The sequence below is a fragment of the Roseiconus lacunae genome (genome assembly GCF_008312935.1).
Taxonomy (GTDB): Bacteria; Planctomycetota; Planctomycetia; order Pirellulales; family Pirellulaceae; genus Stieleria; species Stieleria lacunae.
Genome location: NZ_VSZO01000010.1, coordinates 463,194 through 486,324, shown reverse-complemented (window position 1 = coordinate 486,324; position 23,131 = coordinate 463,194). Strand labels below are relative to the sequence as shown.

Genomic DNA, 23,131 nt, shown 5'->3' with positions numbered 1-23,131 from the left:
TTTGCGGCGGAGGCTTTATTGCCACTCTGATTCGTCGTCATCTTCGACGTCCTCGTACTCGTCGTATTCTTCGTACTCGTCGTCGTCGTCGGTTCCCTGGCTGGTGATCTGGCTAGCGACCGCTTGCGTCTTTGTCGCCGGACCGGTGTCGCTGGATTCATCCGAGCCTTCGGAGTCGGGCGGTTCCAATCCTTGCATCTCGTGCCACTGTTCGAGCGACAGCAAGACTTCACGTGCTTTACTGCCGTTGTAATCACCGACGATGCCATCTTCTGCCATAAAATCGATCAGCTTCGCGGCCCGTCCATATCCGATCCCCAGATGTCGCTGCAGTAACGAGCACGAACCACGACCTTCGCGGATGATGACTTCGACGGCACTGTCATAGATGTCCGGCCGATCGGAGCTGATCGATGGTCCATCGCCATCCTCATCTTCGTTGACCTTCAAATTCATCAATTCCCCGACAAAGTTTTGTTCTCGCAAACTGCAATGGGCGCAGATCGAATCGATTTCTTCATCGGAAAGATACGTGCCTTGACCACGAATCAGGGTGCTCGTTCCCGGCCACAAGAACAGCATGTCACCATTGCCGAGCAACTTGTCCGCACCGTTTTCGTCCAACACGACGCGACTGTCGGTCTTGCTGGCGACTTGGAAACTCAAGCGAGCTGGCAAGTTGCTTTTGATCAGACCGGTGATGACGTCCACCGTCGGTTTCTGCGTCGCAAGGATCAGGTGGATTCCGACGGCACGACTTTTTTGAGCCAACCGGATGATATGCTGTTCGACGTCTTTCCCTGCCGTCATCATCAAGTCAGCCATTTCGTCTGCGACGATCACGATGAACGGCAGTTTGTCGGGCACGCTGCCGTCGTCATCTTCGGGGGCGACTTCCAGTCGACGTAAAATCTCGTCCCTGCCAAGATCGTTAAAGCTGTTGATGTGGCGGACGCCGACGTTGGCAAGCAACGAATAACGCTCCTCCATCTTTTCGACCGCCCACGCTAGAATCGCTTCCGCTTTTCGCATGTCCGTGATCACGGGGTGCATCAAGTGCGGCAGCTTTCCGTACCCGCTTAGCTCGACCATTTTGGGGTCGATCATCAGCATCCGAACTTCGTCCGGTCCACGGGTCATCAACATCGATGTGATGATCGAGTTCAAACAAACACTTTTACCCGTTCCCGTTCGGCCGGCGATCAACAAGTGGGGCATCTTGGCGAGGTCGACCACCATCGGGTTGCCCGAGACATCTTTGCCCAGGAACACGGGGATGTTCATCTTGAGCGCATTGGTGTCCGCCTCTTCCATCACATCACGCAACCGTACCGCTTGGCGTTTTTCGTTCGGCACTTCGATCCCAACGGTGTTCTTGCCCGGGATGGGAGCGACGATCCGAACACTCGGGACGCGCAAAGCGATCGCTAGGTCTTCGGCCAATCCGGTAATCTTGCTCAGACGTAATCCGGCTTCGAGTTCGATTTCGTATTGGGCAATGACGGGGCCCGTTTCGATTTCGACGACACGGATATTGAATCCAAAATCTGCGAAGGTTGCTTCGAGAATCTTCGCCTTGCGGCGCACCTCGTTGAGTTGTTCCTCGTAATCAATGTCGTCGCTTGATTCGAGCAAATCGATGCGGGGCAACTGGTATTCTTCCGCCACCGCGGGCGATTGCTCAATCATCGCCCGAGACACCTTGTCGAGTTCGCTTTCGTCCTTGTTGCGTTTGGGCATACGGATTTTTGGTCCCGGCACCGGATGTTCGGGATCTTGCCGCAATTCCTTTACTTCTCCATCAACCTCGACGTCTCGGTACTCCGATTCATCGTATTCGGACTCTTCGTCGCCCGCTTCATATTCCTCCTCGTACCCGCCGGCAGGCTCGGATTCGACGACTTCGTCGCTGGACGTCGACTTGGGGTTTCGTTTCGAATTGGAACGCAATTTGATTCGCGGTTCGGGCTTCTGTTGTTCAGCCGCGTCGACGATTTCGGAATCAGACTCCGCGCTTGTTTCTTCGACGACCGCTGTTTCGACGGTGGCTTCTGATTCGGCGTCGACAGGTTCACTGAACGGTGACGTTTGTTCTTCGAACGGCTTTCGTTTCGGTCGCAACATCGGCGGCATCGCGTCGGCAGCCCGCTTCATTCCCGAGCGTGAAACACGCGCCCCACCGGCAAAGATTTTTCGCGTCGCGTACAAAATCGCGTAGTCTGTTGTTAACAGCACCCCGACGGCTAGCATCGTTAGCGTCAAGATCCACGCACCGACGAAGCGGAAATGATCGAGCAGCCAACTTGACGTCATCGCACCCAAAACGCCGCCGTTGCCATAAATCGACATCCCGTCGCCTTCCAGCGGAAGTAGCGATGCGCCGGTCGCGATCGCTGCGATCACGACGGTTGCACCAAGCGATCGAAGCACGGGCGCCTTGACATGACCACGACGCAACATTGCGACCGATACGCCTCCGAGTCCTGCGACGACGAACGCCGATGCCAACCCCAGGTAGTGCATCATCGCCGAAGCGACCAAGGCACCCCAGTAACCGCACGCGTTGGAGATTGATTCCGCCGGCGGATAGACCAAGACGTCAGGAACATGAACTTCGCTGATCGGCCAGAACGGAGTATCGACCGGGTCGGCTGGATTCCGTGTGACCAGTGAGATCGCTAGCAGAACCGTCAGCGCAATCAAACAGATCGAGGCGACGTCGCGCGCGAAGTCAGGCTCGGCATTCGATTCGTTGATCAGATCAGCCGACATGCAGCTTCCAATGACGTGAGGCGGGGCAAATGAGAATCGGTCATTGTCGCTATCGGATGTTTCACCGCATAGATCTGAAACCCACTTCGCTGGGCTGGTAGATCACGTCAAGCGACCGAGACGACAAAAGCCTTAAACTCTTCCGAGATGGAAGTGTCTCGTTGTCCAGGAAAGCTTTCCCAGGCGGTTCCGAACGACAACGTCCGGCAACGATCTTGTGCGATCAATCAAAAATGATTCGCCCGCGCGAAGTCCCGCGGTAAGAATTGCACGTCAGCCCGATGAAGGCTGTCGCCCACGAAGGGCGATCGAAAACGGCACGCGTGAAACTCGTGCCACCAGCGCAACAAGGACGTCCCGCCATTTCCCATGTGAGTCTCAGTTTTCTTCCCACACCGCGTGGTCGTCGTGTCTATCGAATTGTTGCACACCGCTTTCGGCATTCTCTTTACTCTTGTCTGGCTCTTCGTCGGCCAAATCATCGTTGCCAGTCGATAGCCGTTTAGCCAGCGCGATCGCGAAACTTCATCTTGCGCTTTCGCCATTCGACGCTAGCCTCGGTCCCCTCTTCTGAATGGGGCAACCGGGAATCAAACCATTCAATATTCCAGGACCGTCCGTGGGTGAAGGAAGCGGCACGCTTACGATTCGGAGAATCGAGCGACAATGTCGCTCAACTTTCCAAGTTGAGAGCGAAATAACACGAGTGGTTCTCCGGTACGCTCACGATTCGGAGAATCGAGTGACAATGTCGCTCAACTTTCCAAGTTGAGAGCGAAACAACACGAGTGGCTCTCCGGTACGCTTACGATTCGGAGAATCGAGCGACAATGTCGCTCAACTTTCCAAATTGAGAGCGAAATAGCACGAGTGGTTCTCCGGTACGCTTACGATTCGGAGAATCGAGCGACAATGCCGCTCAACTTTCCAAGTTGAGAGCGAAAGCACGAGTGGTTCTCCGGCACGCTTACGATTCGGAGAATCGAGCGACAATGTCGCTCAACTTTCCAAGTTGAGAGCGAAATAGCACGAGTGGTTCTCCGGCACGCTCACGATTCGGAGAATCGAGTGACAATGCCGCTCAACTTTCCAAGTTGAGAGCGAAACAACACGACTGATTCTTCCGGTTCGAAAACTGTTCCCGTGCTTGAGGTTTGCGGCGGACCACCGGTGACAGCTTCCTCTGAACCACGTCTTTTCGTGACGTCGCGTTGTCCAACTTCGCTTTTCGGTGGGTTAACTTTAAAAACGGTCATTCCCGGTCAATGTGTCGCTAGCCATTAGCCCTGGGACCACGTTTAATGGCTAGCGAAGGAAGGCAGCCTTTAACGGCACGGCGCCGCATCGAATTGCTGCGTTAGGAACGTAAGAGGCCCCCCGTCCGCCCGACACCCCCGATTTGTAACCTCGGTCGCCACATCAATGATGATACGCAGCATGTATGTTCAATTGCCCCGTCCAGTGATGATTGCCTTTGTCGCCACCGCCATGTGGTGTACTACCGGTGGGGCTGCCCAAAGTTGGAGCGTCCCTCTTGCGGGCAATGCGTTTCGATCCGCACCCGAACCGGGCGGACGGTCAATCGGGCGTGATGGGAACTTATCGCTTCGTGATGAATCCGAAACGTTCTCTGTCTTTTTTCATGTCGACCAAGCCGCCACCATCAAGCTCGCGGTCCAAGGCCGTGCGGTAGGCGAAACTGGGACGATCAATCTCCGTCTCGACCAGGCGACGCACACGGTCGAGCTTTCTGCGGCCGATAGGGAATCGGGGCAAACTCCATCGATCGAAGTGAAAGCCGGTTATGTTCAAGTTGACCTGAGTCTCGGGAGTGGCTCAAACGGCGTCAAAGTCGAACACCTACTCGTCAACTCGGCCGATCAGGAGGTGCAACTTGATTACGTCAAAACCAACGACGGCAACATGTTTTACTGGGGACGACGAGGGCCGTCGGTTCACCTAGCGTATCGAATTCCTCGTGAAGTAGACCTCACGTATGCCTACAGTGAAATCACTGTGCCATCGGGACAAGATACGATCGGGACTTACTTTATGGCGAACGGATTCGGCGAAGGCTATTTCGGCATGCAAGTCAATAGCGAGACCGAACGACGCGTCCTGTTTTCGATCTGGAGTCCCTTCCGAACAGATAATCCCAACGAGATTCCCGAGGAAGACCGCGTGTTGACACTCGCGAAAGGCAAAAATGTGGTTGCCAAAGACTTTGGGAACGAAGGTTCCGGCGGCCAGAGTTTTTTTCGGTATCCGTGGAAAGCGGGACGAACCTATCGGTTCCTCACTGAGGTTAAACCGAACGGCAAGGGACAGACGCAATACACCTCTTGGTTTGGTGATAAGGAGAAAGGCGAGTGGTTGTTGGTTGCCAGCTTTCAACGTCCCAAGACCGATAAGCATCTCACCGGGTTCCACTCGTTTTTGGAAAACTTCTCACCGGCAACCGGACATCTACAGCGTTCCGCCCATTACGCGAATCAATGGGTATGCGACGTGACCAGCCAATGGCATGAAATCAGGCAAGCCAAGTTCACCGGCGATAACACCGCCCGGGGCCGCCATCGTCTTGACTATGCCGGCGGCAGTCACGAGCAGCACTTCTTCCTGAAGAACTGTGGTTTTTTTTCCGAGACCGTCGAGCTTGACCAAACCTTCCAGCGGCAGTCATCAAGCTCTCACAAACCGGCGATCGACTGGGACGAGCTGCCTCGATGATGCAATCCTGACATCCGTTTTGACGCGGTGGACCGATGGTGAACGTTGTTTCGGGATAGCGTTGCCAACACCCTGCGTCTAACCTTAGAATCGAATTCGAACAAAGCACTGACGGTTGATGTCATTCAATCTCGGCGAAGTCGGGGGCACTAAATGTTGCGACTCAGATGAGGTATCTCTGTGGACTTCTTGTCATTGCGCTGCTGCTTATTTCCGTTGGCTGGCGATTCGATCGCCAGAACCTGAAGACCGAGCTTGATGAAATCAGGCACCGGTCGCATGAAATTGAATCGAGGCAAGACGCGATTGAGTTTTGCCTGTTTCGAAAAATCAGATCCGATCCTGCTCTTGTCTCATTCGCCGAGCTCCGTGCGTTCGCCGATGACATCATTGCGATCGGTCATTCGGATTTCGATTTGTACTGCGAAGTCATTGCCGACTATAGCGTGGATACACCAAAGAATCTTCACGAGTGTGAGATTCTTGTTTTTGATGTGTCATTAGAAGCGGTGCCGTTTCATGGCGGTTCTTACTGGGTTGTCACCCAGGATCAATCGATCCTGATTGCCTTTCAAGCCAGCGCGATCATCGGCGGAGAACGATAACTCACCAGATCAATGCGGCTGGCGGAAACGAGTTATTTCGCTTCCACCTCGCGGCGGGTCAAAATGTCATCGCGATTGGTGTCTAGCTCGGCAAAGATCTTATGCAGACGCCGTGGTGTTTCCGCTTTGGTGATCGACCCGTCGCCGTCTTGGTCAATGCGATCGAACGTTGCCAAGCGAATGGCCCTTTCGACCATTTGTCGACGACGTTCTGCACCGGTTTTTCCTGCGGGGGTGTCGCCGCGGGGCACGGAAAGGTGATAATAACCGATCATCATTTCGTCTTCGGTTTGGTCACCCCAGCGGACGGTCGCTTCGGGGGCGGGGTTGTTCAGGTTTTTCTTGCTGTTGTCAAACACCGCGTTACAGATGATGCGATCGTTCGCTTTGAGTTCCAGTGGCGGGTCGAGCACGTAGGTGGTTTGCCAGTTGAAGTCATATTCGGGAACGGAAAGCAACACTTCTTGGTTGCTTTCGAGTGCGTAGCGGAACGACTTTCCACGGACGTGCATGTGCGGACTCATCGCCAGTAACTTCGCATCGTCGGGAAAGCGTGGCCCTGCCGCGTCTGCTCGATAGTCTGGCTCGTGAGGTGGAATTCGAAGATTGGTTTCGACCGCGCTAGTAGTCACGATCTCGCGAGTCACTTCGCTTTCGTCAAGCAAACAGATCCCGAGTTGGCTATGGTCTTGCACTTCGACGCCGATCGGAGTGTAGTGAACCTGAAAGACTAACTCGCTGCCGGCGGGGATTCGCTTGGCATGTCCATCGGGCCAAGGGGCGACACGCATGCCGGGAACGTAGCCGACCAAGAAGCCGCGCGCCCCATTAAGTTCTCTTGACCCTCTTGGGACGGCAAACGCCAAGATGTGGTGGACGACGCTTCGGTTTCCTGGTTTTAGTTCGGCGGCATGGATCCAAACATCCTTTTCCAGGTTGGGGGCGATGCGAAAGTACTGGTACTTCACCGCACCCTCGGCTTGAACGGTGAATGGTTCCGGGCTGACATGGAAGACAAGGTCCGGTTCACGCGGCAGTTGCCATCCGGTGACCTTTTCCGGCAGAGTCGGCAAGTCAGTTAAGTCACCGGCCGGTGCACCGGCTTCGGCCCAGTCGTAAAGCAATTGTTTCTCGTCATCGGTGAGTCGGCGTTCGTTTTCAAAGCTGCCGTGTTTTGGGTCGGCGTGCCACGGAGGCATACGTTGATCGCGGACGACTTCGGCAATCATGTCGGCCCAACCGGCGACCTCTTCATAGTCGGTAAGGGCGAAGGGGGCGATCTCGCCTTCGCGGTGGCACTCGACGCAGTGGCGATGCAGTAGCTTGGCGATTTGGCCGCCGTAGGTCACTTCACTGGAGTCGGACACCGTTTTCTTGCGGCCGATAATGCAACCGACCGCATCGGTTCTCTCAATCGAAACCGTTTGACCGGCAATCAATTCTTCGAGTGCGGCCTGCAAATCTTTGCGTCGCGGCTGATCACGGACGTATCCAATTCCGTACTGGTCGTCGACGCGTCCTCGATAACGCAATTTGCGGTCTCGGTCGAAGACATAGATTTCGGGAGTGCGCCGGGCATCCAGTTCGTCGGCAAGTCTTGCACCGGCATCTTTGAGCAGCGGGAACTTAATCTCTTGGCGGTTTGCGAATGCCGTGATATCCAGCAGTGAATCGTGTCGGTTGCTCATGACACCGATCACACGAACGCCTTTGGTGGCAAGTTGATCCTGCATCGTCTGCAGTCGAGCGGCATAGAGCTTCGCCAGCGGGCATTCGGTCCCTAGGAAGGCGACGACCAAGAACTGGTCGGAATCGAAATCGTCCAGTTTCCAGCGTCGGCCGCGAAAATCGTCCAGATCGATGCGAGACAGTGTCGGTGTGATCGTCGCGGCGGCGGTGTGGTCCTGCTGATTGTCGGCGGCACTGACGATCGTGGTCGTCGATAAAACTCCCGGCAGCGGGCTGCCGATCAACCAGCAAAACGATATCGCGGCGAAACATGCAGTCGTGACTCGTGGGCGCGACATATGGATTCCTGCCATGACCTATCTCAAATGAGGCTTTCAGAAGTGCGGCGTTTTGCCTTGTGATCTCACATCAAGTTACAGTACTCGCCGAACAGTTCGAAAGTTTCATTTCCCACTAAAACTTTGTCATGCGATCAAGCACCCTCTCCAAATTGATCCGGGAACCGGTCGAAGTGATCGAAAGCAGGCCGTTGGGAGGCGGCTGCGTCAGCGATGTGCAATTGGTCACACTCAAGCGACAGGTCGCGACGGGGGAGTTGCGAACGATCGACGGAGGAGTATTGCGAATTGGCGAAGGCGGCGAGGCGATCCGAATCGTCGTCAAGCAACATTCGGAATCGATGTTGTCCAATTTCCAGTCCGAATCCGAAGGGTTGCTCGCACTCTCCGCCACCGAAACGATTCGGGTCCCACGGCCCATCGCATTGGGGGCGTTTGACCAGCACGCACTGTTGGCCCTCGAGTGGATCGATGCGTCACCCGTACGTCCGTCGGCTGCCGATTTCGAGCGTTTCGGAGAGCAACTCGCCGACATGCACCTGGCATCTCAAAGTGATCGTCTAGGGTGGGAACGTGACAACTTTCTCGGGGCCGCACCGCAGGTCAATCAGCCGACCGATGATTGGGTCAGTTTCTTTGCAGAGCGACGGTTGCGTTATCAGATTCGCTGGGCGGTCCGGCAAGGTTTAGCGGATCGTGCGTTGGTCGATGCGTGTGATTCGATCGTCGCACGACTGGACGAGCTGCTGCGCGGCCGCGAGAAGGCTCTGTCGCTGTTGCATGGCGATCTTTGGAGCGGAAATTACTTGTTCGGTACCGACGGTCGACCGGCACTGATCGATCCCGCCGTCTATCGAGGTTGCCGCGAAGCCGAGTGGGGCATGATCCGCTGGTTAGGTCAGTGCCCGCCTGCTTTTCAGCAAGGCTATGAGCGGCGGTGGCCGCTACCGGACGGTTGGCAGCGACGTGCCCAAGTTTACATGCTGTATCACCAGCTTAACCACCTGAATCTGTTCGGCCGTTCCTATCACGGTAGCTGCTTAGAAACAGCGACCGCGATCTTGCGGCATTGAACAAGCCGGTTGATGGACAGGATTCAGGTCACTTTACCTTCACGCCGGCCGTCTTCAGTTTCTCGATCGCGTCTGCCTTCGCTTTGTCGTCGATCGGGTTTCCGTCCAGAAACAGACGGAGGTACGGAGCAAAACGGTTGTCGCCTTCGGCATCCTTTTGGCATGCTTGGACTAGTGGCGCGAGGTCTTTAATTTCGTTGTTGTCCAAACGCAGGATGTTTATCGCCGGGAGTTTGGCAATCGGCGAGATGTCCGAGATGGAATTATTGCGGAGGTCGAGCATGGTGATCCATTTCAATCCGGCGACCGGTTCGACCGACGAAAGGTTATTGCCAGAGGCATCGAGTGACCAGATCTTTGACAGCGGTGCGATCGGATCAAGGGACTTGATATCGTTCTCGGCAACATACAGTGTGCGCAGGTTGCTCATTTCGGCGAGCGGCTGAAGATCGGCGATCTGGTTTCGCGAAACATCTAGCAATTGCATCGCCGTTAGTTCTTTGATCGGCGATAGGTCTTTGATCCGGTTTCCCGAAAGTGAAACCGATTGAAGACGTTTCAGCTGGGCGATCGGTTTCAGATTTTCGATTTGATTGTCACGCAAGTCGATCAGCATCAACGCATGGCAATGTTCGAGGCCGTCCAAGCTCTTGATTTGCTTTCCGACACCTTCGACGCGAGAGATCTTTTCCACGTCAGCGGCGACAATCGGTTCGTTGTTGTACTTTTTGGCGAACACCTGTTTGCGAACGGCGTCTTCGAGGGCCTTGTCTTTGAAGATCGACTCGACAGGTTTAGGCTCCTCTTTCTTCTCGCTGTCTTTAGCCGGTTCATCCGCCATTGCCGGTGGCGAAACCAGACAGGTGGTGGCGGCGAGCATCAACAAAAAAATTCCGAATGGGACGTTGGCAAGTCGGTGCATAGCAAACAAGTCGCTTTCGTTAGTCGGTGGGAAACGTGGAGAGAGCGTGGAAGTGGGATGGCAAAAACGTACCGTCATGACAGCCGCAGCCGCTGGGAATTGGACTCGACATTCGCCGAATGCTCGGCTCGTCGTCAGCGGTTAGCCTCGTCGGGGCAGTTTTGCCATCCGAGTTTGGGAGCCCCCTAGTCTACTCGGTTCGGCGTAGAATGTCGTCTGCCGCAAGAAACATCGTAATTCGCGCCCTTGGCGCTGTTTTTTTCGGGCCTACAGGTCAAGATCGGTCGACCACATTGCGGCAATGAATTGGGGCGGTTTAGCGGCCGCGACGGACGTTTCTTCTAGGAGGCGTTTCTTCAAGGATGGGTCGCAAAAGGATCCAAGGTAGTGTCCGTGGAACCATCGTATGTCTAAAGAACCGTATGTCTAGGGAACCAACGTCTTGACTGGCTATGCGAAACGAATCGTCGGACTGGCGTTTTGGACGGTGCTCTTCATTGCGGTCCTATTCGGCGTTTATCTGGGGACCCGGTCTCGGGAAGGGAAAGTAACGAGCCCGATGTCTCAACGCGTCGCTTCCCTGGCTGCATTCGCTCTGGGAAATGAGTCGACATTCATTCGCATCGATCCCTCCGGACGGTTGGCGAAAGGCAGCCCCGTTTTTCTTGCCGACGTAACCGATGACGAAACCAATCACGTGACCTTTCGGCAAATCGGGCATGTGATCGAATCGGCGAACGAACCGGGCGGAAATGTGCGTCTGGTTTGGTATGGCCGGTTCGCCGAATCGAATTTCGATTTCGACGCTTTTCAATTGTTGCGTTACGAAAGTACGGGGCGGTTGTCAGAAGTCGTGCAAACGATGTTGCCGGCGGACAAACGTGATCGTATTGAAGCTCGGCTCAAGCAAGCGATGCGGCAGCATGGTGAAACGCTCAGTCGATCGCTAACGCCAATCGTCGAAGAGAGCTTTCGGCGTTCACTACCGATCATCGAATCCAGCTTTCAGGCATCCGTCGCGCGACATCGCGATCAGATCGATCGATTGGGGGAACGTTGGAACCGAAACATCGTGCAACAACGTTTGATCCCGATGGCAAGAAAGGAAATCTTGCCGATCGTACAAAAACATGGGCGCCCTCCCGCTGAAAAGATCGGTCGTGAAATCTGGGATCGCGCTTCACTATTTCGTTTCGGTTGGCGGGCGTTGTACGACAAGTCGCCGTTGCCTCGCAAGGATCTTCTGCGTCAGGAATGGCAGCGTTTTGTTGACGATGACGCAGTCCCGATTCTGGAGGCACATATGGACGAGATCGTTGTCGCGATCCAACGTACCGTGAACGATGTTGCTTCAGACCCGGCGGTTCGTCGCGAGGTCGCGCAAGCGGCCAACGATTTTGCGGCCGACCCGGAAACAAGAAAGCTGGTTCAAGCAATCTTGAAAGAGACGTTCGTCGACAACGAAGAACTGAAACAACTGTGGCAAGAAATCTGGACGAGTGACGAAGCCACCGCCGCACTCGAGATCGCCAGCGAACGTCTGGAACCGATCCTCCGCGAGATCGGTGATGATCTGTTTGGCAACGAAGAACAAGGCATCGATCCCAACTTCGCTCGCGTGCTACGCAGTCAGATCTTGCGCAAAGACCGGCAGTGGGTCGTTGCGTGGCATACCGGTGCGAACAATGGGATGATTGACAAGGCGGACAAGCATTTGCCTTATCCGGTTGTTTATGCCGCCGAGACTCCACTCGATCAAGCGGGGGGCGTCGATCGTGCCGGAATCCGTCGTCCTTAAACGCTGTCACCCAAGAACATTGTCGCGGTCATTCATCGCTCGCGGTACCTGCAACCATCCATCGGTTCAAACTTAAAATTCAGTGCACGACTCCGATCCCCAACGCACCGAAGGCCCCGAATCCACCGCGTCTGATGGTGTTGGGGATGGTGGTCCCGCTGACTTGAGTGTAGCCCCCGCGTCGCTCCCAGAAGCTCATTCGCTGTGCCTGGAAAAGCTGAATGTCGTTGCCGGTGATCGTTGTTTGCTGCGGGACGTCGATGCGGTCTTTCCTGCCGCAAAAATCACGGTCATCGTCGGCGGAAGTGGCGCCGGTAAAAGCGTGCTGTTGCGATTGCTGGCCGGGTTAATCCCGCAACATGGTGATTCGATCGGATGGTCCGGTGAAATCAAATTGGGCGGAAATTCATCGGTGGATAAACCGGCCGACGATTCGGTCACACCAGTGAAACCTTCGGTCGGTATCGTCTTTCAACAGTTCGCTTTGTTTGATGAGTTGACCGCCCGTGAGAACGTACAGTTTGCGATCGATCACCGTCATCGTATTGGTTCTGGGAAGGGACAATCGGGGCGCAAGCCATCGTGGACGGCCAAACAATGGCTTGAACACCTCGGAGTCCCCCAACGAACTTCGGTGACGCACCTTAGTGGTGGCCAAAAACAGAGGTTGGCCATTGCCCGTACCTTGGCGGCTTCCCCCGAAGTCGTCTTATACGACGAGCCGACAAGCGGGCTTGATGCAGCTAGCGGACGATTGGTCGCGCAGTTGATTCGCGAGACTCAAGAGGAACATCATCGGACCAGCGTTGTCGTCACGCACGACTACGAAACTTTGATCCCGATCGCCGATAAGGTTTATCTTCTCGATCCCCAAGCGGAACGTTTGGTGGAGATCGAAAAACAGCGTTGGGCGGAAATCCCGCAGTTGATGGTGCCCGCGCAGGATTCTGACGGTTCGGCCGGTGCAGCGGTTCAGCCTTCTTGGGTTGAGCGGGCAGTGGCGCCGATGTTGGAAGCCACCGGCGGGGCGATCGTCGCCGCACTGCGGTTGCCGTTAGACCTCGTTCCGATTGTTCCCCGCCATCGCTGGGCGGCACGCTTCACCTTGCACTACGCACGATTGGTTGCCGGTTTTTCGGCTTGGGTCTATTTGATGATCGCGGGACTGATCATCGGCTTCACGGCCACGTACTTCACGTTTCGCTTCTTGCCGTTTCGAGTCTACACGCAGCCGCTGTTGATTGATGAGTTATTGGCGTCGATCGGCTTCGCACTTTATCGAGTTCTAGTTCCAATTTTAGCGACCATTCTTGTCGCCGCCCGCTGCGGTGCTGCAGTCGCCGCCGATGTTGGGGTCAAGCAATACGGCGGCCAAGTCGACGCGATGAAGACGCTCGGCGTTTCGCCACGGAGTTACCTTCTGTTACCAATCGTCGTCGCGTTCGTGATCGGTACACCGATACTGGAATGGTTGGCCTTTCAATGTGCGAGGTCGGTCAGCATGGTTTCCTTTGCGATGTCGTTTCCTGATATCGGGCCGCACTTTTGGCAGCTTCATTTCGATCGTAATTTGATCACCGATGGCACTTGGTTTTCGATCGGCTGGAAGTGGGTGCTGCTGAAAAACGTCGTTTGTGGACTGGGGACGGCGACGATCGCGTACTACCAAGGTTTGGCCCCTAAACGTTCAGCCGGTGACGTTAGCCGATCGATCACATCGACGGTGTTGTGGACAACCCTGTTCGTGCTGGTCGTGCACCTCGTGGTGGCATTATCGGAATTCTAGCGAGGGGCTCGGTTTGTGACCCCCCTGATTCATCGCCGCGAGTCGAGCGGAATGCCAGCAATACGAGCGGATTTTCGTTCTCGATCCGGTTTTGGCTTGGCGGCGCGACAGTGGTACACGGGCCATGGTTCCACACGTTCGGGTGGGAAGAGTGGCTGAATGTGGTGGCGAAAATGCGCCGATTTGTTCGATCTAGGAGAGGTTCGCTTGCCGAAGACGCTTGCATTGGCCGATTTGGCTGGAAATAGGTCGCCATATTCCTACAATAAGGGTGTCCCACCTCACGCCGGATCGCTTGTCGCGACGGACTGGGCAATCACCTGGTGGTTGCAATTTCAGTTCGCCGCATGGATCTGAATTGTTTCGATCTACCGAGCTGACCCGGTCCCGCCACCACGATTACCCCCAAACGTTTGTGCCCGATCCAATGATCGAAAGGGCCGCGGTTGACTTGCGAGTTTCGCAGCTCCGCCAGCCTTTCCTCTCGCCGCTTGCGCTGATGTTGACCACGGCTTTCGTTCTTGCCGGATGGGGCGGATACCCTGCGCGTGCTGAGGCCCCGCAAGACGATTCAGGGACGTCTCCGTCAGCAAGTGCACCGTCAAAGGAAGCTCCAGGCGAAGACAGCGAAGACACCAACAAACCTGATCCGGAACAACTGGCGGCTTGGGAAGAAAACGGTGTACCACTTTTGGAAGCGTACTGCATTGATTGCCACAACGAGGACTACAAGGAAGCCGGACTAGATCTGACCCCGTTCCTCTCGCTCAAGGACGTCAGCCCGCCGGAATTTCAACGGGTGCTTGAGATGGTACGTTTCGGGGCGATGCCGCCGGAAGATTACGACACACCGGAAATCGAAGAACGCAAGCAGTTGGTGCATGCGCTCGAAGACGCCGCTTTTTCATCGACATGTGACTTGCGCCCCAAAGCCGGGAAGGTCACCGTACGTCGGCTGAACCGAAGCGAGTACAACAACGCGATTCGTGACCTTTTTGGAATCGACTTGAAGCCGGCCGACAAGTTTCCCTCCGATGAAGTCGGCGCCGGGTTTGACAACAACGGTGACGTGCTTTCGTTGAGCCCAATGTTGATCGAAAAGTATTTCGAGGCCGCCGAGTCGGTTGCCGACGCGGTCATCGGCGATCCCAAAGAATTGCCTTCGATCGATAAGGATGTCGCGCCAGACCAGATCCCTGTCTACGGAAGTTTTGAAGTCGGTAGTTTCAACGGACGCTTCGTCGACAAAGAGAGTTTTGCCTGGATCGATCTCGACGTTCCGTTTGACGGTGAGTATCGGATTGGTATTCGCGGTGGAGTGACGACTTCCAAAGCCGATCCGGTGACGGTCGCGATTGTCGATGGTGAAGGACTGCTGCTGAAAACGGTCGAGTTGAAGTATTTCGGTGGCGGCGGAAGCGCCGACTCAGAACGCGAAACGGTTGAACTGAAACGAGGTAAACGTCGTTTAGGCTTCATCCCCATCCTTGAGGAACAAGAGTTGAAGGTTGGCGAAACTCGTTTCGACCAAATGACGACGATGGATGAAGCGGTTGTCAATGAAGTGATTGAGGGTTTGGCCGATCCGATTCCACCCAACCGCCGAATCGATTTTGCCGAGCATCCGTTTATGTTTCGCTCGTTCGAGGTCAATGGTCCCTCCCGGCATCCTAAAGACGCGTTTCCCCCGAAGCACTTTGATCTCGTCCGCCATGTCGCACCACAAAATCGTGGGCGGTACAAAGACGTTCGCCAGACGGCGATGAAGAACCTTCGTGAGTTCATGCCGTTAGTGTTTCGCGGTCCGGTGACCGATGAAGAAATCAAGCCCTACGCACAGTTGGTCGAGCAAGCCACCGGCGAACGTGAATCGTTTTACGTCGGGATGCGGCGTGCGTTAACGGCGCTGCTGGTTAGCCCGCGCTTTCTGTTCCGAGCCGAGCTGCCTAACGCGGATGCAGAGCCGAATGAGTTCGGTGACTACGCCCTCACTCAACACCAGTTGGCGACGCGTTTGTCGTTCTTCCTGTGGAGTAGCACGCCTGACGAAACGCTGTTGGAATTGGCCGACAAAGGCAAACTGGCCGGTGAAGAAGTCGACAAGCAAGTCAAGCGGATGCTTGAAGACGGGCGGGCGACCGCGCTGGCGAAAGACTTCGCCGCCCAGTGGCTTGGCCTGAGAAACTTGGACGGACATGAAGCGGATGAAAAACGCTTTCCGATGTTCGATGATCAGCTCAAGTTGGCGATGAGTCGTGAGACCGAAATGCTGTTCATGCACGTCATTCGAAACAACCTGCCCGTCAGCGAATTTCTGACCGCCGATTATTCTTTCATCAACGAACCGTTGGCGAAGCTCTATGGGATCGAGTCCCCGAAGGGAAACGAGTTTCAAAGGGTGTCGTTAGAAGGCACGCCGCGACGTGGACTGCTCTCGCACGCAAGCGTTCTAACTCTGACCAGCATGCCGACACGAACCAGTCCGGTGCTCCGTGGGAAATGGATTCTCGAGAATATCTTAGGCATCAAGGCACCGGATCCGCCGGCCGGGGTTCCTGAACTTGAAGAGTCAGAAACCGCCGCGGCGACCGCGTCGTTGAGAGAGCAACTGGAATTGCATCGCGCGAGTTCTGGATGTGCGTCCTGCCACCGAGTGATGGACCAACTGGGATTCGGATTAGACGATTTTGACGCGATCGGCCGTTTCCGAACCGAAGATTCCGGTCACCCGATCGATGCCAGCGGCGCGATGCCCGATGGGCGATCTTTTAACGGTGGCGCCGAGTTAAGCAAAATGCTTGGTGACACCGAAATTGAGGCTTTGGCCCGGACAATGACCGAACGGATGCTGACTTTCGCGATCGGTCGTGAACTGACGCCTGACGATCGTTGTACAATCGACGACGTGGTCGAGAAAACTCGCCCGAATGGCTTCCGGCTCGCTGACATTGCGTCGGCGATCATCGATAGCCGACAATTCCGCTTCCAAACGCCCACCCGATAGTTCACCCCTTCCTACCAGTTTCTTTCCCGCCTTTACGACCAGCCTGTGCGACGCACCGCGTCGCGATCACCCGCCAACGACGTCCTACCAAACGGAAACGCTATGAGCCTTTTAAAGAATCCGATCCAACCGAAGCGTCTCGATCGACGGACTCTCCTGCGCGGCACCGGCGCCGTGCTGGGACTGCCGTTGCTCGAAGCGATGACTCCGATGGCCCGCAGCGCCTATGCGTCGGCTGACTCGGTCAAACGTCCCGTCCGGATGGCGTGCGTCTTTTTTCCCAATGGCGTGATCGTTCCCGAGTGGACGCCGATCGTCGGTGAAAGCGGTGACCCGCGTGACTGGAAGTGCTCGCCGACGCTGGAACCGCTGAGCCCGATGAAGGACAAGATCAACGTGTTCCGCAATCTAACGCTCGACAATGGGCGTGGGTACAAGGACGGTGCCGGTGATCACGCTCGCTGTGGGGCAACGTTCTTGACCGCCGCGCGTCCGTTGAAAACCAGTGGGATCGTTCGCTTGGGCGTTTCGGTGGACCAAGTCGCCGCGTCTCATTTGGCCGGGCAAACTCGCCTGCCTTCGATCGAGCTCGGACTCGAAGGCAGTCGTAACGCCGGCAGTTGTGACTCGGGTTACAGTTGTGCCTACAGCAGTAACATCTCTTGGCGCAGCGAATCGCAACCGATGCCCAAGGAAACGATCCCGCGATTGGCTTTCGAGCGATTGTTCGGCAGCGGCGACGCCCATGAGCGTCGTGAAAAAAATCGTGTTCGCCGTAGTATTTTGGATGTCGTTCGGGGCGATGCCAAGAACCTCATGAAAGGCCTTGGCAAAACTGACACACGGAAGATGGACGAGTACTTCTCGGGTATTCGTGAAATCGAACAACGGATCGAACAGAGCGAACGTGACGATGCGGCGGCACTTCCGGACATCGAAGTTCCATTCGGCCGGGTTGAAGCGTTCCGGGAACACGCCCGCTTGATGTTTGACCTGATGGTGATTGCGTTCCAGACGGATTCAACTCGCGTCGCGACGATGATGTTGGACAACGCCGGCGGCAACCGTCGTTATACCGAGATCGGCATCAGCGATAGCCACCACGGGATGAGCCACCACCGCAACAAAGAAGACTTGGTTGGGAAGCTGGCGAAGATCGATCGTTATCTGGTCGAACAATTCGCTTACTTTTTGCAGAAGCTCGATAGCACCAGTGACGCAGGCGGTAGCTTGCTCGATCAATCGATGGTCCTTTACGGTAGCGGTATCAGCGACGGGAACCGGCACCGCCACGAAGACCTACCGATTATCATGGCGGGTGGCGCGTCAGGGCAAATCGAAACCGGTCGTTACATCGATGCCGGCGAAGAGTGCCCGATGGCCAACCTGTTCTTGTCGATGCTAGATATTATGGGGACACCTGCCGAATCGATCGGCGACAGCACCGGTCGGCTGACAATTTAGATCAGCGGCGCGTCCGGGCGGCTCGCCTCTCGTCAGTCGTGCGGCAATGTCGTCACACGTCACCGCCGGCGAAGCACTGCAGATCTTCGCCGCTGTGCTCGATCCAACCGCCGCCGATCACCTGGGTGCCGCGGTAAACGACGGCCGCTTGGCCCGGCGCGACGGCGTCCACCGGTGATTCGAATTGAACCCGAAAGCTATCTCGTTCGCTTGGATCGAGATGCACGATGGCCGGGTGCGGTGATCCGTTGTAGCGAATTTGAACGGACAGTTCGCCAGACAGGTCATCGGTCAGCCAATTTGCTTCCTTGGCAAGCAACGTCTGGCTTCCCAGGTGTTCTTTCGTCGCCAAGACGACGCGGCGGGTGTCCGGTTCGATGCGGACGACAAAATGTGGAACGCCCAGGGCGACGCCAAGTTTCTTTCGTTGACCGATCGTGAACGCTTCGTAACCTTGGTGGGTTCCGACGACGGTACCGTCGAGTGTGACCATCTCGCCGGCGGTGGTTCCGGCCAGCTCCGGACGTCGTGCTTTGACGAAATCGCTGTGGTGACCTTGGGTGACGAAACAGATTTCTTGGCTGTCTTTTTTCCTGGCAACACCCAGGTCCAAGCTTTCGGCGATCCGGCGAATCTCGGGTTTCTCGAAGTCACCGACCGGCAGCATCATTCGGCCGAGTCGGTCACCGCGAATCCCAAATAGTGCGTAGGATTGATCCTTGTTGCCGTCGAGTCCCCGATGCAGTTGACCGTCGATCATCCGCGCATAGTGACCGGTGGCGACATAGTCTGCGTCGACCCCGTCGGCATAATCGAACAGCCGTCCGAACTTGATCCAGTGATTGCATTTAATGCAGGGGTTCGGGGTTCGACCGACCAGATAATCATCAACAAAGTAATCGACGATCCGGCGAAAGTCGGCTTGCAGGTCGAGGGCGTAAAACGGGATCTCCATCGCCGCCGCGACACGCCGCGCGTCGGCGGCGTCGCTGGCGGTGCAGCAGCCCTGTTTATGATCGGCTCGCCCCGACGCCAACCCTCCCAACACAGGCAATGCCGTGTCGGTCGACGAGTCGACTTTGCAAACTTCGCTCGATTCCTCACCATGCCGCATGAAAATGCCGATGACCTCATGCCCGGCTTCCTTCAAAAGGTGCGCCGCGACACTCGAATCGACACCCCCACTCATCGCCAGAACAACGCGTGCCATGTATAGTTCTTTACCTTTTCACGAATTAAATCGCCGTACAAATTAAACGCGACGCAAACGGGTGAACCACCTCGCCGCCGGCAGGTCGTTTATCATCGCAGATTAGCTTTTCCGACCACACGAATCAGCTTCGCGACGTCCGAGATCGACTTCGCGATCGGGAACAACGGATTATCAATGGATGCCGAACTCGTTGGACGCGGTTCCAACATCAAAAAACGATTGGCTCAACTTTCCGAATCGCTGGACCATGCTGGCAAAGCAGCCCAGATCAAAAAGATCGAAGCCAAAATGGGCGAACCCAACTTCTGGGATGACAACGAGTCCGCGCAAAAGACCGTCTCCCAGCTCAAGGGCCTGAAAAGTATTGTCGGTCCGATGAATGAATTGTCCACCGCCGTCGAAGATTTAGCCGCGTTGATGGAGATGGCCGACGAGGACGAATCGATCGTTGACGAGGTCAACGGGGAACTCGACCGACTCGAAGCTATCCTCGATGATCTGGAGTTAAAAGCTCTGCTGAGCGGTCCGAACGACAACGCGGGCGCGATCTTGACCATTAATGCCCGCGACGGAGGGACCGACGCGAACGACTGGGCCGATATGATGCTACGGATGTACTCCGCCTGGGCTGTCGGTCAGGAGTACAAAATCGAATTGCTCGACCGCCAGGATAACGAAGAAGCCGGTATCAACAACGCCTCGGTCGCCATTCGCGGTCCGATGGCTTACGGCTATCTTAAAGGTGAGGAAGGCATCCATCGACTCGTTCGAATCAGCCCGTTTAATAGCGAAGGCAAGCGTCAAACCAGTTTCGCGGCGGTCAGCGTCTCCCCCGAAATTGATGATTCGGTGGACATCGAAATTCATGAGAAAGACGTTCGAGAAGATCGTTTCCGCGCCGGTGGTGCCGGCGGCCAGCACGTCAATAAGACCGACAGTGCGATCCGCCTGACCCACGCCCCGAGTGGGGTGGTGGTCCAGTGCCAGAACGAACGTAGCCAGCACCAAAACCGGGCGACCGCCTGGAAGATGCTCCGCGCAAAACTCGCCCGATTGGAAGAGGAGCGGCGCGAAGCAGAAGACGCGAAAAAGTACAACACCCAAGCGAAAACCGGGTTCGGTAGCCAAATCCGCAACTACTTCCTCCATCCAGACCAACGGGTTAAGGACGCCCGAACCGGACACTACGTCGGCAACTTTAATAGCGTCCTCGATGGCAGTGAGCTGCAAGGATTTCTGGATGCGTTTTTGCGATGGAAGGCAGGTGATAGCGCCCCCAGTGGTGACGAATAAGGTAGGACTTCGCAGCCAGGACGAGGGCTTGCCTTGCTGCAAAGATAGCTGACTATCGCGTGGCTAACGCACGCAGCCGCTGCGAGCGCATGTTGGCTAACGGGCAGCTAACCGATCGAACGTTCCGTTCGGGGACAGGCATGCCACCGGCGGTGAATTCACGCCACCTCCTGTTTTCGTGGTTGGGAAAAAAGTGTCGCTCGGGTGGAATCGCTGGGGTAGAATGCGGGACCTTATCTCCCAGATCACCACTGCTCGCCATGTCTTCTACGGTTCGCTTTCAGTGCGGCTCCTGTTCGCAAACACTCGCTGTCCCAGCATCAGCGGCCGGCAAGAAAGTCCGTTGTCCCAAGTGTAAAAACTTGGGTGAAGTACCGGCCTCGAATGACGCACCAGCCTCGAATGTTGGAGTGAGCCAGCCAGCGAAGGCAGCCGCCGGCGAGAAGGTGTCGATTAAGTGCGGGCACTGCCAAAGCAAACTTGCCGTCAAACTGTTGGATCAGCCATCGACGGTGAAGTGTCCCAAGTGCTCGATGCAATTAAAGCTTCCGGCACAAAAAAACGACGGGGCGTCCAGGCAACCGGTTGTAAAGCCAACGCCAGTCTCGCGTCCGGTTGGCAAGCCCGCCGCGTCTTCAGCACCAGCTGTCAATCGACGCGACACGGTTCTGCCGGCGATCCCACTCGGTGCCGACGGCAAGCCGCTCACTCAGCAACCCGCAGTACCGACATCGACATCGAGCCCAGCATCGATACCGGCAGTTTCGATGCCGCCGGCAAGCATGCCTGCTTCGTCAGCGAGCGTGCCCGCCGCACCGAGTCCGGTACTGGATGACCCGTTTGGGAATTTGCCAACTTCGCATTCGGGAATGTCGGCGATGGGGGCAGACGCAACCTCTGCGTTCACGGGGCAGCCTTCATCGAAAGGAAAGGTCGGGGGAAACCGGTTTGGGAGTTGGGTGTCGTCACATCGCTTGATCACCACGATTGTGATTGCCAACCTGGTCGGACTGATCTTCTGTGCGTTCTTCCCTCCCTTTTTGTTAGTCTTGGCGATTCAGTTTCCGATCGGAGCAATCATTGCGGGGTGCCTTTTTCTGCCTCGCAAACATTTGATGGATCGATTGACGGGTTACTATCAGCAGCGAGTCGCAGCGATGGGAGCCGGCGGTATCGCATTGGTGGTCGTTGCGGTGGTGGCGAAGGCATCGCTAAAGGGGATGCGACGAAGCGGCGGCGAGTTCAACCCGTCCATGGTGATGGGAATCGTCACGGCCTTTGTGGTGTTCTGGGGCGTCGTGATTGGGTTTGTCTTTTTATGGAAACGCTTCGGTGTCTTTCGAGTTCTCGCCTCGGGTTACTTGGCTCAGTTCGCATTTATTTTGTTGATGACGATGCTTGGGGCATGGACCGAGGCTAGCCGCCGGGCCCGTGGTGAAGCGCAGATGGCAGAGATGCGGGCGGAGGCAGAGCGGTTTCATGCTCAGGCGGGAATGTCCCCATCAAACGTTCCAGGATCAACGTTTGCGGGGGCTGGTTTCCCGCGACCGCCATCGTTCGGGGGCCCGAGAGGCGGGAGTTTTACGACGCTTCGACCCAACGAAATTCATATCAGTGTGACCCACACACCACGTTTTAATGCCCCCGGCGCCGTCGACGCGTTGCTGACCCAGCTTCAGCGTCCTAACCATCGGCGACGATCGAATCCGACCCACACGGATTTAATCGTTCGTCATTTCGGCTCGATCGATGAAGTTGTCAAAGCGATCGATTTCGGAACGGTTGATTCAGTTGACGGAGACCAACGAATCATTCACGTGACGGCAACGGGGGCGAACTGATCAGGCAGCCAAGCCACGATCACCGAGCAATTGTTCGAGTCGTTGCAGGGCACCGAGCATCTCGTTCCATTGTCGTACGACGTCCATCGTTGGATACCGAGTCGGGTGCTCGTCGTCAAAGCCGACTTCGCTGACAAACACCAGATGATCCATCACGCTCGGTCCAGACTCTGACATCGATGTTGCTTTACACTGTGATGTGTGCTGTTCGTCATCAACTGGCAGGACCTGTTGCATGGCTTGATGAACTGCCCAGAGCGCAGCCTTTTGTCCGTTCTCGGCGTCAACGGTCGTGCGAAGCGTTCCGGATTGCACAAAGTATTTGGCCATAACTGAATCTCCTTGTAAGAACCTACCCACGTGTGAAACTCAAGCAAGCGAAAGGAAGTAGTGCCTGATGGGGCACGTCGACCGCTTTTTCAGGACGCGATCGACGCTTCAGCAACACTTCGTTTCGGCGACATGAGATAGATCGCACGTCGGATGACACGTTTGGTCCGGCGGTCGAATTTGTCGTAAATTGATGCTCCGTCACCAAGATCGGCGCCTCCTCGGCGAATCGTGTTTGCCCAGCAAATCGGCAGCCTGCTCGTTCGGCCCGCT

Annotated in this window: 14 protein-coding genes; 9 read left to right on the top strand and 5 right to left on the bottom strand. The window is 56.0% G+C overall.

What is annotated here, in order from left to right; genetic code table 11:
* Positions 1 to 15: 15 nt before the first annotated feature.
* Positions 16 to 2,772, bottom strand: a complete 2,757-nt coding sequence (locus tag FYC48_RS15630; RefSeq protein WP_149497644.1) for a DNA translocase FtsK — start codon at positions 2,770 to 2,772, stop codon at positions 16 to 18.
* A gap of 1,422 nt (positions 2,773 to 4,194) precedes the next feature.
* Between FYC48_RS15630 and FYC48_RS15625 the strand changes: the two genes are divergently transcribed.
* Together FYC48_RS15625 and FYC48_RS15620 are read left to right on the top strand one after the other, a co-directional pair.
* Complete coding sequence (locus tag FYC48_RS15625; protein WP_235034273.1) at positions 4,195 to 5,502, top strand: DUF3472 domain-containing protein; 1,308 nt, start codon at positions 4,195 to 4,197, stop codon at positions 5,500 to 5,502.
* A gap of 167 nt (positions 5,503 to 5,669) precedes the next feature.
* Positions 5,670 to 6,107 carry a hypothetical protein gene (locus FYC48_RS15620; protein ID WP_149497643.1) on the top strand — a complete coding sequence of 146 codons (438 nt, stop codon included), beginning with the start codon at positions 5,670 to 5,672 and terminating at the stop codon, positions 6,105 to 6,107.
* Between the two features lie 32 nt (positions 6,108 to 6,139).
* On the opposite strand, the gene FYC48_RS15615 is transcribed toward FYC48_RS15620, so the two are convergent.
* Positions 6,140 to 8,134: a redoxin domain-containing protein gene (locus FYC48_RS15615; RefSeq protein WP_149497642.1), complete on the bottom strand. Its 1,995-nt coding sequence runs from the start codon at positions 8,132 to 8,134 to the stop codon at positions 6,140 to 6,142.
* 128 nt (positions 8,135 to 8,262) lie between these two features.
* Here FYC48_RS15615 and FYC48_RS15610 point away from each other — a divergent pair, with 128 nt between their 5' ends.
* Positions 8,263 to 9,207 (top strand): fructosamine kinase family protein, encoded by a 945-nt coding sequence (locus tag FYC48_RS15610; protein ID WP_149497641.1) that lies wholly within the window; start codon positions 8,263 to 8,265, stop codon positions 9,205 to 9,207.
* Positions 9,208 to 9,235: 28 nt separating this feature from the next.
* Here the strand turns inward: FYC48_RS15610 and FYC48_RS15605 are convergent, their stop codons facing one another.
* On the bottom strand, positions 9,236 to 10,129 hold the full coding sequence (locus FYC48_RS15605; protein WP_160149555.1) for a leucine-rich repeat domain-containing protein: 894 nt from the start codon (positions 10,127 to 10,129) through the stop codon (positions 9,236 to 9,238).
* 442 nt (positions 10,130 to 10,571) lie between these two features.
* Here FYC48_RS15605 and FYC48_RS15600 point away from each other — a divergent pair, with 442 nt between their 5' ends.
* The 4 genes from FYC48_RS15600 to FYC48_RS15585 all read left to right on the top strand — a co-directional run bounded on the left by FYC48_RS15600 (position 10,572) and on the right by FYC48_RS15585 (position 18,181).
* The gene (locus FYC48_RS15600) at positions 10,572 to 11,927 is read left to right on the top strand and encodes a hypothetical protein (RefSeq protein ID WP_160149554.1); all 1,356 of its coding nucleotides are present in this window, start codon (positions 10,572 to 10,574) and stop codon (positions 11,925 to 11,927) included.
* Positions 11,928 to 12,009: 82 nt separating this feature from the next.
* Positions 12,010 to 13,713, top strand: a complete 1,704-nt coding sequence (locus FYC48_RS15595) for an ABC transporter permease (RefSeq protein ID WP_235034272.1) — start codon at positions 12,010 to 12,012, stop codon at positions 13,711 to 13,713.
* Positions 13,714 to 14,140: 427 nt separating this feature from the next.
* Entirely contained in the window at positions 14,141 to 16,717 is a 2,577-nt protein-coding gene (locus FYC48_RS15590) for a DUF1592 domain-containing protein (protein WP_149497638.1), read from the top strand.
* A 102-nt stretch (positions 16,718 to 16,819) separates the two neighbouring features.
* Complete coding sequence (locus FYC48_RS15585; RefSeq protein WP_149497637.1) at positions 16,820 to 18,181, top strand: DUF1552 domain-containing protein; 1,362 nt, start codon at positions 16,820 to 16,822, stop codon at positions 18,179 to 18,181.
* A 52-nt stretch (positions 18,182 to 18,233) separates the two neighbouring features.
* Here FYC48_RS15585 and mnmA read toward each other — a convergent pair whose 3' ends face one another.
* Positions 18,234 to 19,391 carry a tRNA 2-thiouridine(34) synthase MnmA gene (gene mnmA / locus FYC48_RS15580; RefSeq protein ID WP_149497636.1) on the bottom strand — a complete coding sequence of 386 codons (1,158 nt, stop codon included), beginning with the start codon at positions 19,389 to 19,391 and terminating at the stop codon, positions 18,234 to 18,236.
* A 177-nt stretch (positions 19,392 to 19,568) separates the two neighbouring features.
* Here mnmA and prfB point away from each other — a divergent pair, with 177 nt between their 5' ends.
* Together prfB and FYC48_RS15570 are read left to right on the top strand one after the other, a co-directional pair.
* On the top strand, positions 19,569 to 20,687 hold the full coding sequence (gene prfB, locus FYC48_RS15575; protein WP_149497635.1) for a peptide chain release factor 2: 1,119 nt from the start codon (positions 19,569 to 19,571) through the stop codon (positions 20,685 to 20,687).
* 410 nt (positions 20,688 to 21,097) lie between these two features.
* The gene (locus tag FYC48_RS15570) at positions 21,098 to 22,528 is read left to right on the top strand and encodes a hypothetical protein (protein ID WP_149497634.1); all 1,431 of its coding nucleotides are present in this window, start codon (positions 21,098 to 21,100) and stop codon (positions 22,526 to 22,528) included.
* Here the strand turns inward: FYC48_RS15570 and FYC48_RS15565 are convergent, their stop codons facing one another.
* Entirely contained in the window at positions 22,529 to 22,858 is a 330-nt protein-coding gene (locus tag FYC48_RS15565) for a hypothetical protein (protein ID WP_149497633.1), read from the bottom strand. It abuts the gene before it with no gap.
* Between the last annotated feature and the right edge of the window lie 273 nt (positions 22,859 to 23,131).

Bases quoted from the DNA above. Each gene is read 5' to 3' on its own strand.
- FYC48_RS15630 (WP_149497644.1), bottom strand. From the start codon at position 2,772: ATGTCGGCTGATCTGATCAACGAATCGAATGCCGAGCCTGACTTCGCG.
- FYC48_RS15625 (WP_235034273.1), top strand. From the start codon at position 4,195: ATGATGATACGCAGCATGTATGTTCAATTGCCCCGTCCAGTGATGATT.
- FYC48_RS15620 (WP_149497643.1), top strand. From the start codon at position 5,670: ATGAGGTATCTCTGTGGACTTCTTGTCATTGCGCTGCTGCTTATTTCC.
- FYC48_RS15615 (WP_149497642.1), bottom strand. From the start codon at position 8,134: ATGTCGCGCCCACGAGTCACGACTGCATGTTTCGCCGCGATATCGTTT.
- FYC48_RS15610 (WP_149497641.1), top strand. From the start codon at position 8,263: ATGCGATCAAGCACCCTCTCCAAATTGATCCGGGAACCGGTCGAAGTG.
- FYC48_RS15605 (WP_160149555.1), bottom strand. From the start codon at position 10,129: ATGCACCGACTTGCCAACGTCCCATTCGGAATTTTTTTGTTGATGCTC.
- FYC48_RS15590 (WP_149497638.1), top strand. From the start codon at position 14,141: ATGATCGAAAGGGCCGCGGTTGACTTGCGAGTTTCGCAGCTCCGCCAG.
- FYC48_RS15585 (WP_149497637.1), top strand. From the start codon at position 16,820: ATGAGCCTTTTAAAGAATCCGATCCAACCGAAGCGTCTCGATCGACGG.
- mnmA (WP_149497636.1), bottom strand. From the start codon at position 19,391: ATGGCACGCGTTGTTCTGGCGATGAGTGGGGGTGTCGATTCGAGTGTC.
- prfB (WP_149497635.1), top strand. From the start codon at position 19,569: ATGGATGCCGAACTCGTTGGACGCGGTTCCAACATCAAAAAACGATTG.
- FYC48_RS15565 (WP_149497633.1), bottom strand. From the start codon at position 22,858: ATGGCCAAATACTTTGTGCAATCCGGAACGCTTCGCACGACCGTTGAC.